Raw genomic sequence first — 12719 nt, 5'->3', positions numbered from 1 at the left:
GATTAGAGAATCGCGGTTTTCCGTTCCCGCCAGCCACGCTGGTGTTCAATTAAGGAAAGTTTCATTTATGGTCAATCTTCGCCAGCCCAGGGATGTTGCGCAAATTTTGCTGTCGGTGCTGTTCCTGGCCCTCATGATTATTGCGTGTTTGTGGATCGTTCAACCCTTCATTCTCGGCTTCGCCTGGGCTGCAACCGTTGTGGTTGCCACCTGGCCTTTACTGTTACGGTTGCAGAAACTGCTCTTCGGACGTCGTGGGCTGGCGGTCCTGGTGATGACGTTGCTGTTGTTCCTGCTGTTCATTATTCCCGTTGCGCTGCTGGTCAACAGCCTTGTCGACTCCAGCGGCCCGGTGATTCGCGCCGTGACCAGTGGCGATCTGACGCCGCCGGATCTCGCCTGGCTTAACAGCATTCCGGTTGTTGGCGCAAAACTTTACAGCGGCTGGCATGGCCTGCTGGAGATGGGTGGCAGCGCCCTGATGGCGAAAGTGCGCCCGTATATTGGCACCACCACCACCTGGTTTGTGGGTCAGGCGGCGCACATTGGCCGCTTTATGATGCACTGTACGCTGATGCTGGTCTTTAGTGCCCTGCTGTACTGGCGCGGTGAGCAGGTGGCTTTGGGCGTTCGTCATTTTGCCACTCGCCTGGCGGGCAAACGGGGTGATGCCGCGGTTCTGCTGGCGGCGCAGGCCGTGCGCGCGGTTGCGCTTGGCGTCGTGGTAACGGCGCTGGTTCAGGCGGTGCTGGGCGGTATTGGTCTTGCGATTTCTGGCGTGCCGTACGCCACCGTCTTCACCGTGGTCATGCTGATGACCTGCCTTGCGCAACTGGGTCCGTTGCTGGTGCTGGTACCCAGCATTATCTGGCTGTACTGGACCGGCGATACCACGTGGGGCACCGTTCTGCTGGTCTGGAGCTGCGTGGTCGGCACCATGGATAACGTTATTCGTCCCATCCTTATTCGCATGGGCGCAGACCTGCCGCTGATCCTTATTCTCTCAGGCGTAATTGGTGGATTGATTGCCTTTGGGATGATTGGTCTGTTTATTGGTCCGGTGCTTCTGGCCGTGACCTGGCGTCTGTTCTCCGCCTGGGTGCACGAAATCCCGCCTCCGGGAACGGACCCGGACGTGATTTTGAGCGAACTGGAAGAGCTGGAAGATAAGAACAAGCAGTAATGGACAGGCCGGGTAACGCAGTCGCGTACCCGGCCTACATATTCTCCTTTAATACTTAAACGTTGCTAAAGTATTTATTCGTTGCGCACTGGTCAGACCCGCTATTACGGCTCTAAGTCCCCTATTAACCTCAAGAAATCTTTACGTCTCTTTAACTATTGAGACGAATCTGATCGACGCTAAAAGCTGACATGCCTACTATTAGGACACGGTTATAAATCAACACCTTGATTTATAAGCATGGAAATCCCCTGAGTGAAACAACGAATTGCTGTGTGTAGTCTTTGCCCATCTCCCACGATGGGCTTTTTTTTATCCTGATTACGCGCGGCTGACGTCACAGGTGCTAAGCATCCGCCATTCCGTTGACAATACACGGGTTTCTCCAGTCACATTGACCGTCACCACCTCGCGAATATCCGCCGACGATGCACCAATCTGCAGCTCAAATTCACCCGGCTCAACGATCCGTTTGCCGTCACGACGGGTAAAGTTGAACATCTCTACGGGCAACGTAAAGGTGAGCGTGGCGGTTTCACCCGGTGAGAGCGTGACGCGCTGGAACGCCTTCAACTCCTGCAATGGCCGCACTTGCGTGGCGACGTTATCCCGGACATAGACCTGTACCACCTCGCTGCCGCTGCGCTCACCGGTATTAGTGATATCCAGGCTTACGACCACCTCGCCGTCGATCGGAACGCGGGGTTCAGCCACGCGCGCCGTTCCCCAGCTAAACTGCGTCCAGCCGAGACCGAAGCCAAAGGGATAGCGGGAGCCAAAATGGAAAGCAAACGGTGTGCCGCCACTTTTGAGCTTGTGGTTGTAGTAATAGGGCATTGCTCCCGCGCTTTTCGGCACGCTGACCACCAGACGCCCCTGCGGTTCAGCGCGGCCCGTTAATACATCCGCAATCGCCCAGCCGCCCTCCTGCCCTGGTGCCCAGGCCATCATCAGCGCGGCGACGTTATCTTCCAGCCCCTGAAGGTTGTAAGGCCTCCCGCCGGTCATGACCACGATAACCGGCTTGCCGGTGGCCACCAGCGCAGCCAGCAATTGTTGCTGTACGCCCGGCAGATCCAGAGAGTCGGTATCAGAGCCCTCACCGACGGTTCCGCTCTGGAACAGCCCGGCGAGATCGCCAACGCAGGCCACCACCACGTCACTCTCCTGTGCGGCTTTCACGGCTTCAGGGATCAGGTCGGTACGCTGCGAAACCGGAGATTGCTGCATGGGTTTACCGCCGCTGTCACCCGGAAACACCGGCGCACCCGCCATCCGTTTTTCGATAATGTGACAGCCTTTGGCATAACGTACCCGCGAGGCCCCCAGATACTGCTCGAGCGCCGCGCGCGGTGTCGTGACCTGCGAGGTCTCTTCCACCATGTCGCTAATAATTAGGTGCACCGGAAAACTGTAACCGCTGAGGAGCGCCAGCGGATCGTCTGCCGTTGGCCCGACGACCGCCACGCGAGGGTTGCCGCCGAGGGGCAAAATGCCGTTATTCTCAAGCAGCGTCAGCGAACGGGTCGCCACTTCCCTTGCAACCTGACGCGTTGCCTCATTTTGCAAATCGATGCCCTGTTCATCGGCATACGGTTTTTCAAACAAGCCAAGACGGAATTTTTCGGTCAGGACGCGTGCCACTATTTCATCGACTTTCGCCATGGAAATCAGTCCGCGCTCAACGGCTTGTGCCAGATGACGCGCGCAGTCATCTTTTGGTAGTTCGACATCCAGCCCGGCATTGAAGGCCAGCGCTGCAGATTCGGCGGCATCGTGCGAGATGCCATGATGCTGGTGCAGCAGGCTCACGCCGCCGTAGTCCGCAACGATGATCCCATCGAACCCCCACTGTTCACGCAGCACGGTTGTCATCAGGAAGTGGTCGCTGTGTCCGGGCTGGTTATCGATATCGTGATAGGCAGGCATCACCGAACCGGCATTGGCCAGCTTCACCGCCATCTCAAACGGCAGCAGGAAGATGTCGTTCAGTTCGCTAAAGCCAAGATGCACCGGCGCGTGGTTGCGTGCCCCTTCGCTGAAGGAGTGGCCCACATAATGTTTGAGCGTTGCCAGAAGATCGCGCTTATCGCCCTGCAAACCCTTCACGTATGCCGTGGCCATCACCCCCACCAGCCACGGGTCTTCTCCGAAGGTCTCTTCGGTGCGTCCCCAGCGAACGTCGCGAGAGACATCCAGCACCGGGGCCAGCCCCTGCTGGCAGCCAACGGAACGTGCTTCTTTGCCAATCTGTTCTGCCGCACGCTGCACCAGCTGCGGATCCCAGGTCGAACCGTAGTTCAGCGACGACGGGAACAGCGTGGCATCTTTGCACAACAGCCCCACCAGGCACTCTTCATGGAACAGCGCCGGAATTCCGAGGCGCGTCTCTTCCATCATCATGCGCTGCAGGCGGTTAGCGGCACGCACGCCTGTTTTCGCATCAACAATATGGGTGCCCAGTGGACGCGTGATCTGTCCCACCCCCAGTTTCAGCCGTTCGCTAAGCGCAGCCTGTTCGCTCACGCCCGCGAATTCATCGCTCAGATCGCTGCGTTCGCGGTGGTTACCGTTTTCATCGAGGATCAACCAGTAGGCATGCATCTGGGCGAACTTCTCTTCCGGGGTCATGCGTGCCAGTAGGTCGGCGACGCGTTCATGCACGGGACGTCCCGCGTCCTTATAAATCGCAGTCATGTGTTACTCCTGTATTGCGGAATGGGTGGCCGGGGTGAGTTGTCCTGTCTCGTCTCGCACCTCGCGTTTGCTGGCCAGCTCGCGGGCGATGGAATTGACGAGCTTGCTGTTGAGTTTGTAAATGGTCAGCAGCGCGACCATACAGAGGAACAGCACGCAGGGGATGAGGGTGAAGAGCGCATTAATGGTAGAGAGCACGTGCGGTGCCTGGGTTGCCTGACCGGGCGCATAATCCACCATCCCGAGAACCCAACCGACCACCGCCCCGCCCAGCGCCAGACCAAATTTGATGGCAAACAGCGCGGTAGAAAAGACCAGACCATCCAGACGACGGCCGCTGCGATGCTCCTCATAATCGACCACATCAGAGAACATGGTCCACTGCAGCGGCGTGGTCAGGTTCTGAATAAAGCTAAAGATAATGTTGAGGCCAAAAATCAGCCAGATCTGCGAAGGCGGCAGGAAGAAAATCAGCGCGCCGAAAATCACGAAGGAAATAATGGTCCACTGATAGGCGCGGACGCGGTCAAATTTCCCCAACAGACGTTCAGATAATAATGCCCCCGTTAAGGACGCCACCATCCCGGAAACAATAAAGGCAAATACCAACTCCGGGCGCAGAAGCACATATTTCACGTAATACATGGTGGCAGAACCACGCGTCACCACTGCGGTTAATAGCAAAATATTAAACAAGAAAACAATTCGCCACTGGCTATTTCCGGCCAGCAGTTTTAAATCACCGATCATCGAACCCGAGGTGTCATTACGCGGGGAATAACGCTCGCGGGTCATCAGGAAACAGCAGAAGAAGAGAATAATACCCAGCAGGCCCATCATGCTCATGGCATAGAAATAGCCTTTCTGAACGTTGCCCTGGCCTAACAGCGAGACCAGCGGTAAGGCGATCACCGTCACAATCAACCCGCCGATGAACGACAGGCCGAAGCGCCAGGACTGCAGCGAGTGACGCTCACGCGGATCCAGCGTCAGCGCCCCGGGCATAGCGCAATACGGGACGTTAATCGCGGAATAAATAAGGCTTAAGATGGCGTAAGTAACGCAGGCATAGACGATTTTCGCCGTCGGCCCGACGTCCGGTACATAGAAGGTGATAAGGCAGCTTACGCCAAATGGGATGGCAAACCACAATAGCCAGGGACGAAAGCGACCGTGCCGCGTCTGGGTGCGGTCGACCAGCGCGCCGATGCAAGGGTCGACAAAAGCATCCACCACGCGCACCACTAAAAACATGGTACCCATGATGGCCGCAGGCAAACCGAAAACATCCGTATAGAAATAGGCGAGAAATAAGGTTGCCGTTTGCCAGACCAGCGCACTGGCCATATCACCTAAGCCATAACCTATTTTATCTTTGGTACGCAATACAGAGGAGATTGTCATTGTTATTTGCCTTTTTATCAGGTTAAAACGTATTTCAACCAGTTGCGCATCAGCGAGGGAAATGCGCGGTAAGGCTCAAGTATTAGCAACGCTTTGCGCGCTAACAATTGTCTAAATTAACAGACAAATTATGATATTTGGTTTTTTACTTTATTTGTGATGGGGCGCAAATAAGGCATGAAATAAAAAAGGCGAGGAATATATCCTCGCCTTTTTCTGGTGCTGATGGCGTTACTTGTTGAGTTCGGCCAGGCTCAGCCAGGTTTGCACCACGGTGTCCGGGTTCAGGGACAGGCTGTCAATCCCCTCTTCCATCAGCCATGCGGCAAAGTCTTCATGGTCAGACGGACCCTGACCGCAAATCCCGACATATTTACCCTGTTTCTTCGCGGCGCGGATGGACATCGACAGCAGCGCTTTCACCGCCTCGTTACGCTCATCAAACAGTTCAGAGACCACGCCGGAGTCACGGTCAAGTCCGAGCGTCAGCTGCGTCATGTCGTTCGAGCCGATAGAGAAGCCGTCGAAGTACTCCAGGAACTGCTCAGCCAGCAGGGCGTTGGACGGAATTTCACACATCATGATAATCTTCAGCCCGTTTTCGCCGCGCTTCAGACCCTGACGTGCCAGCTCCTCCACCACCGCTTTCGCCTGATCCACGGTACGCACGAACGGGATCATGATCTCAACGTTGGTCAGTCCCATGTCGTTGCGCACGCGCTTCACGGCGTCACATTCCAGCGCGAAGCAGGCACGGAAGCTGTCGGAAACATAACGTCCGGCGCCACGGAAGCCGAGCATTGGGTTCTCTTCTTCTGGCTCGTAACGCTCACCCCCCACCAGATTCGCGTATTCGTTTGACTTAAAGTCGGACAGACGGACGATCACGCGCTTCGGATAAAACGCCGCGCCCAGCGTGGCGATCCCCTCGGTCAGACGACCGACGTAGAACTCTTTTGGCGAGTCGTAACCTTTCATCATCTCGCGGATTTCGTTCTGCAGCTTCGCGTCCTGGTCGTCAAATTCCAGCAGCGCGCGCGGGTGAACGCCAATCATACGGTTGATGATAAATTCCAGACGCGCCAGGCCAACGCCTTCGTTCGGCAGGCAGGCAAAGTCAAACGCACGATCCGGGTTACCAACGTTCATCATGATCTTCAGCGGCAGATCCGGCATGGTATCGACGCTTGAACTCTTCACGCTGAAGTCGAGAATATCGGCATACACGTAACCGGTATCGCCTTCCGCACAGGAGACGGTCACTTTCTGATCGTCCTTCATGCGTTCGGTCGCATCACCGCAACCGACAACGGCAGGGATCCCCAGCTCACGGGCGATGATTGCCGCGTGGCAGGTACGGCCACCGCGATTGGTGACGATGGCCGCCGCTTTCTTCATGATCGGTTCCCAGTCCGGGTCGGTCATGTCGGTCACCAGCACATCGCCTGGCTGAATGCGGTTCATCTCGCTGATGTCATGGATCACTTTGACAGGACCGGCACCGATGCGATGACCAATCGCGCGGCCTTCCGCCACGATTTTGCCCTGTGCGTGCAGGGTATAACGCTCCATCACCTGACCGCGGGAGCGGACAGTTTCCGGACGCGCCTGCACGATAAACAGCTTGCCGGTGTTGCCATCTTTGGCCCATTCGATATCCATCGGACGGCCATAGTGTTTTTCGATCTGTACCGCCTGTTTCGCCAGCTCCTGCACTTCTGCATCGGTCAGGGAGAAACGGTCACGCATTTCCTGCGGTACGTCTTCAATCTTAACCTGCTTACCATGCTCCTGCGTCGGCGCATAGATCATGCGGATTTTTTTCGAGCCCATCGTGCGGCGAACGACCGCCGGACGGTTTGCGGCCAGCGTCGGCTTATGAACGTAGAATTCGTCAGGGTTCACCGCACCCTGTACTACCATCTCACCCAGACCCCACGCCGAGGTGATGAACACCACCTGGTCGAAGCCGGATTCGGTGTCGATGGAGAACATCACGCCGGAAGAGCCCACGTCGGAGCGCACCATGCGCTGTACGCCAGCAGAAAGCGCCACGCCGCGATGGTCATAGCCCTGGTGCACGCGGTAAGAGATGGCGCGGTCATTGAACAGGGACGCGAAGACGTGCTTCACCGCCACCAGCACGGCGTCATAACCCTGAACGTTAAGGAAGGTTTCCTGCTGTCCGGCGAATGACGCATCGGGCATATCTTCCGCGGTGGCAGAAGAACGCACGGCAAACGACGCCTGGGCATCATCCGCTGATAGCTGGTTGTAGGCTTCGTGAATGGCTTTTTCCAGTTCCGGCTGGAAAGGTGTGTCGATAATCCACTGGCGGATTTGGGCACCGGCTTTCGCAAGCTCGGTCACATCATCAATATCCGTTTTATCCAGCAGGTCATAAATGCGCTGGTTTACACCGCTCTGGTCTAAAAACAGGTTAAAGGCATCGGCGGTTGTGGCAAACCCGTTCGGTACGGAGACACCCATACCCGACAGATTTGTAATCATTTCACCCAGGGAGGCATTTTTGCCCCCAACTCTGTCTACATCATTCATGCCGAGTTGGTTATACCAAAGCACCAGCGGTGACGAGCCATTGTTGGACATCGAAACAATCCTTTTGTGATATTTGATCGGAGTAAGAAACACCTGACTACGTATTTATACTGGCATAATTATTTCCGCTAAAAAAACGGTGAATCGTGTAAGCAATTTAAATTTTCAACTTTTCGGATACTTTCCCACCATCCGCTAACCCGATGATTCCTATATATTCAGCCAAAAACCCTAAAAATAAAGTCGCTAATTGAAAAATGAAATCCACTTTTCAGGAAAATCAAAAACACTGTTTCATTTATAATTAGGATAAGTTCTTTGCTGTGTAATTTACTTTTTTAATTTATGCTTTCAGACAATTACGTACGATGTTCAGGGTGGGTAAAATGGATAATGCTGTCGATCGCCACGTTTTTTATATTTCTGATGGTACGGCGATTACCGCCGAAGTGCTGGGACATGCGGTGATGTCGCAGTTCCCCGTTTCGATTAACAGCATCACGCTGCCGTTTGTGGAAAATGAGAGCCGTGCAAAGGCGGTGAAGGACCAGATTGACGCCATCTTCCAGCAGACGGGGGTCCGCCCGCTGGTCTTCTACTCCATCGTGATCCCTGAAATTCGCGCGATTATTTTGCAAAGTGAAGGGTTCTGTCAGGATATCGTCCAGGCGCTGGTGGCCCCGCTGCAGAGCGAATTGAAACTCGACCCGACGCCTATCGCCCACCGAACGCACGGGCTGAACCCCGGCAACCTCACCAAATACGATGCGCGTATCGCCGCCATTGATTACACCCTGGCGCACGACGACGGTATTTCGCTGCGTAACCTCGACCAGGCGCAGGTGATACTGCTGGGCGTCTCGCGTTGCGGGAAAACCCCGACCAGCCTTTACCTGGCGATGCAGTTCGGTATCCGCGCCGCCAACTACCCCTTTATTGCTGATGACATGGACAATCTGGTGCTGCCAGCCGCCCTTAAGCCGCTCCAGCACAAGCTGTTTGGCCTGACCATCAACCCGGAACGGCTGGCGGCAATACGTGAAGAACGCCGTGAGAACAGCCGCTACGCCTCAATGCGCCAGTGTCGAATGGAGGTTTCCGAGGTGGAAGCGCTGTACCGCAAAAACCAGATCCCGTGGCTAAACAGCACTAACTATTCGGTAGAAGAGATCGCCACCAAAATCCTCGATATCATGGGACTCAACCGCCGCATGTACTAACATGCTAGTACAATAACTCAGAATCGGGTATCATCACCACATCCTCGGCGCGCAGACGCGCCGAACTTGAATTCAGCAGGGATTGGTTTAAGGTGATGCCCATCACTTCCCGGTAGTCTGCCGATGAAGCAAAAATTTTTCTGAGACATTTCATGAATAAAACCGATGAACTCCGCACTGCGCGCATTGACAGCCTGGTCACACCGGCTGAACTGGCACAGCGGCATCCTGTTTCCGCGGGTGTAGCGGAACATGTCACGGCATCCCGCCGTCGCATTGAAAAAATCCTTAATGGCGAAGACAAACGTCTTCTGGTGGTGATTGGCCCTTGCTCCATCCACGATCTGGATGCCGCAATGGATTACGCAAAACGGCTACAGGGACTGCGGGACAAGTACCAGCATCGCCTTGAAATTGTCATGCGCACCTACTTTGAAAAACCGCGCACCGTCGTGGGCTGGAAAGGACTGATTTCCGACCCGGATCTGAACGGCAGCTACCGTGTTAATTATGGCATTGAGCTGGCGCGTAAACTGCTTTTGCAGGTCAATGAGCTGGGCGTACCGACGGCCACCGAGTTTCTCGATATGGTGACCGGACAGTTTATCGCCGATCTCATCAGCTGGGGCGCTATCGGTGCGCGTACCACGGAAAGCCAGATCCACCGTGAGATGGCCTCTGCCCTCTCCTGCCCGGTTGGTTTTAAAAATGGTACCGATGGCAACACGCGAATTGCCGTTGACGCGATCCGTGCATCGCGTGCCAGCCATATGTTCCTGTCGCCGGATAAGCGCGGTCAGATGACCATTTATCAGACCAGTGGCAACCCATACGGGCATATCATCATGCGTGGCGGGAAAAAGCCTAATTACCACGCGCAAGATATTGCTGCGGCGTGCGAAACGCTGGCCGAGTTCGACCTGCCGGAACACCTGGTGGTGGATTTCAGCCACGGCAATTGCCAGAAACAGCATCGCCGCCAGCTGGACGTGTGTGATGAGATCTGCCAGCAGATCGTCAGCGGTTCAACCGCCATCGCGGGCATTATGGCCGAAAGTTTTATTCGGGAAGGCACGCAAAAAATCGTAGCCGGACAGCCAATGGTTTACGGCCAGTCGATCACCGACCCGTGCCTGAGCTGGGAAGACAGCGAACTGCTGCTGGAGAAACTGGCGGCAGCGGTCGATTCACGTTTTTAGTCCTCACCTTACCCTCTCCTGCGGGAGAGGGTCTACGTTCGCGCACGGCCACATCCGCTTCTGTTTTGATCCCATCACAGTTTTTTCACAAAAACGCTTGCCGTGAATTTTCACTTTGTTGATAATGATTATCATTGTTACATTGATTGTTATTTATAAACATTATGTCACGTACGGATAACAACGCGGCAACGCCCGAAAACACACACACAGCACCTGCCCCAGCGCGCACCGATCGTCGGATCGACAGTAAAAGCCTGCTGGGGGACGAGGGACGCGTGATCATCGAGCATGACGGCCAGCTTTATCTGTTGCGCCAGACCCATGCCGGGAAGCTGATCCTCACCAAATAAATACCACAATACCTTCGCCAGCCACCCAGGTGATCCCCAGGCAGCCAGCGCTTTCGATTCTTTATGGAGAGTTGCTATGCCACACCTGCATTCCGCATTTTTGCGCCCGTCCTGTCTTGCACTATCCATTGTCAGCGCCCTGCCGGGCGTCGCGTTTGCGGCCACAGATGACATGACCGTTATCGCCACCGGCAACGCACGCAGCGCCTTCGAAGCCCCGATGATGGTCAGCGTGATTGACACCGCGGCCCCGGAAAACCAGACCGCCAGCTCCGCCGCCGACCTGCTGCGCTACGTCCCAGGCCTGATGCTTGACGGCACCGGGCGCACCAACGGTCAGGACGTCAACCTGCGCGGTTACGACCGTCGCGGCGTACTGGTGCTGGTGGATGGCGTGCGCCAGGGGACCGACACTGGCCACCTGAACAGCACGTTCCTCGACCCGGCTCTGATTAAACGTATCGAAGTGGTTCGCGGCCCGTCAGCCTTACTGTACGGCAGCGGCGCGCTGGGGGGCGTGATCGCGTATGAAACCGCCGATGCAAATGACCTGCTGGAACCGGGAAAAAACAGCGGCTACCGCGTGTTTGGTACGGGCGCGACGGGCGATCACAGTCTGGGCATGGGGGCCAGCGCTTACGGGCGTACCGAAACCCTGGACGGACTGGTTGCCTGGTCGAGCCGCGATCGCGGCGATCTGCGCCAGAGCGACGGTGGAACAGCACCGAATGACGAATCCATCAACAACATGCTGGCAAAAGGCCGCTGGGCCATCGACCCGGCCCAGACCCTGAGCGGATCCCTGCGCTATTACAATAACGCGGCGCAGGAGCCCAAAAACCCGCAAACCCCTGCCGCGGACGCCAGCAGCAATCCCATGACCGATCGCTCCACCATTCAGCGAGACGCTCAGCTGGGCTATCACCTGGCTCCCCAGGGCAACGACTGGCTGAATGCCGATGCGAAACTCTACTGGTCTGAAGCGCGCATTAACGCCCAGAACATTGACGGCACCGGCGAGTTTCGCAAGCAGACCACCAAAGGTGGCAAAGTGGAAAACCGCACCCGTCTGTTCAGCGACACGTTTGCCTCACATCTTCTGACCTATGGCGGCGAATACTACCGTCAGGAGCAACATCCGGGGGGCACCACCACCGGCTTCCCGGAGGCTAAAATCGATTTCAGCTCCGGCTGGCTGCAGGACGAGATCACCCTGCGCGACCTGCCGGTCACGCTTCTCGGCGGTACCCGTTACGATAATTACCGCGGGAGCAGCGAAGGATACGACGATGTGAACGCGGACAGATGGTCCTCCCGTGCCGGACTGACCGTCAGCCCGACCGACTGGCTGATGCTGTTCGGCTCTTACGCACAGGCCTTCCGTGCGCCGACCATGGGTGAAATGTATAACGACGCCAAACACTTCTCCATCGGCCGCTTTTACACTAACTACTGGGTACCGAACCCGAACCTGCGTCCGGAAACCAATGAAACGCAGGAGTTTGGCTTCGGACTGCGCTTTGACGACGTCATGCTTGCTAACGATGCGCTGGAGTTCAAGGCCAGCTACTTCGACACCAAAGCCAAAGACTACATCTCCACCAGCGTCGATTTTGCGGCTGCGACCACCATGTCCATGAACGTTCCCCACGCCAAAATCTGGGGCTGGGACGTGATGGCGAAATACACGGCCGACCTGTTCAACCTCGACGTCGCCTATAACCGCACCCGGGGAAAAGATACCGATACGGGCGAGTATATCTCCAGCATCAACCCGGATACCGTCACCAGCAAGCTGGATATCCCGGTGGCGCAAAGCGGTTTCTCCGTCGGCTGGATCGGCACCTTCGTCGATCGCTCAACCCATATCAGCAGTAGCTACAGCGAACAGCCGGGCTATGCGGTTAACGATTTCTACGTAAGTTATAAAGGCCAGGAGCAGCTCAAAGGGGTAACCACGACGCTGGTGCTGGGTAACGCGTTCGACAAGGCGTACTGGTCTCCTCAGGGCATTCCTCAGGACGGACGCAACGGTAAGATTTTTGTGAGTTACCAGTGGTAATCCCCATGCCCCGGCCTGCCGGGGCCCTTATTCGAAAGGAAG

The 12719-nt window shown here is 56.0% G+C and carries 8 protein-coding genes and 1 other RNA gene; 6 read left to right on the top strand and 3 right to left on the bottom strand.

Annotated elements, in window-relative coordinates; translation table 11 throughout:
* Positions 1 to 67 precede the first annotated feature (67 nt).
* Both ydiK and rprA read left to right on the top strand, forming a co-directional pair.
* A complete protein-coding gene (gene ydiK, locus BH714_RS05535; protein WP_020884383.1) occupies positions 68 to 1183 on the top strand; it encodes an AI-2E family transporter YdiK in 1116 nt (371 codons plus the stop codon).
* Between the two features lie 208 nt (positions 1184 to 1391).
* Positions 1392 to 1499: antisense sRNA RprA (rprA, locus tag BH714_RS05530), an RNA gene on the top strand.
* Between the two features lie 5 nt (positions 1500 to 1504).
* On the opposite strand, the gene BH714_RS05525 is transcribed toward rprA, so the two are convergent.
* The 3 genes from BH714_RS05525 to ppsA form a co-directional block, all read right to left on the bottom strand.
* A complete protein-coding gene (locus tag BH714_RS05525; protein WP_040017274.1) occupies positions 1505 to 3880 on the bottom strand; it encodes a glycoside hydrolase family 3 N-terminal domain-containing protein in 2376 nt (791 codons plus the stop codon).
* Positions 3881 to 3883: 3 nt separating this feature from the next.
* A complete protein-coding gene (locus BH714_RS05520; RefSeq protein WP_020884385.1) occupies positions 3884 to 5284 on the bottom strand; it encodes an MFS transporter in 1401 nt (466 codons plus the stop codon).
* A 231-nt stretch (positions 5285 to 5515) separates the two neighbouring features.
* Positions 5516 to 7894, bottom strand: a complete 2379-nt coding sequence (ppsA, locus tag BH714_RS05515) for a phosphoenolpyruvate synthase (RefSeq protein ID WP_020884386.1) — start codon at positions 7892 to 7894, stop codon at positions 5516 to 5518.
* A gap of 335 nt (positions 7895 to 8229) precedes the next feature.
* Between ppsA and ppsR the strand changes: the two genes are divergently transcribed.
* The 4 genes from ppsR (at position 8230) to BH714_RS05495 (ending at position 12677) form a co-directional block, all read left to right on the top strand.
* Positions 8230 to 9063 (top strand): posphoenolpyruvate synthetase regulatory kinase/phosphorylase PpsR, encoded by an 834-nt coding sequence (ppsR, locus tag BH714_RS05510; protein WP_020884387.1) that lies wholly within the window; start codon positions 8230 to 8232, stop codon positions 9061 to 9063.
* Positions 9064 to 9215: 152 nt separating this feature from the next.
* Positions 9216 to 10262, top strand: coding sequence for a 3-deoxy-7-phosphoheptulonate synthase AroH (gene aroH / locus BH714_RS05505; protein ID WP_025204385.1), 1047 nt, complete (start codon positions 9216 to 9218; stop codon positions 10260 to 10262).
* A 164-nt stretch (positions 10263 to 10426) separates the two neighbouring features.
* Entirely contained in the window at positions 10427 to 10615 is a 189-nt protein-coding gene (gene hemP / locus BH714_RS05500; RefSeq protein WP_020884389.1) for a hemin uptake protein HemP, read from the top strand.
* A 76-nt stretch (positions 10616 to 10691) separates the two neighbouring features.
* Positions 10692 to 12677, top strand: a complete 1986-nt coding sequence (locus BH714_RS05495) for a TonB-dependent hemoglobin/transferrin/lactoferrin family receptor (RefSeq protein ID WP_040017272.1) — start codon at positions 10692 to 10694, stop codon at positions 12675 to 12677.
* The last annotated feature ends 42 nt before the right edge of the window (positions 12678 to 12719 follow it).

It is taken from the genome of Enterobacter ludwigii (genome assembly GCF_001750725.1).
Classification (GTDB): Bacteria; Pseudomonadota; Gammaproteobacteria; order Enterobacterales; family Enterobacteriaceae; genus Enterobacter; species Enterobacter ludwigii.
This window is presented reverse-complemented; position numbering and strand designations above follow the sequence as displayed.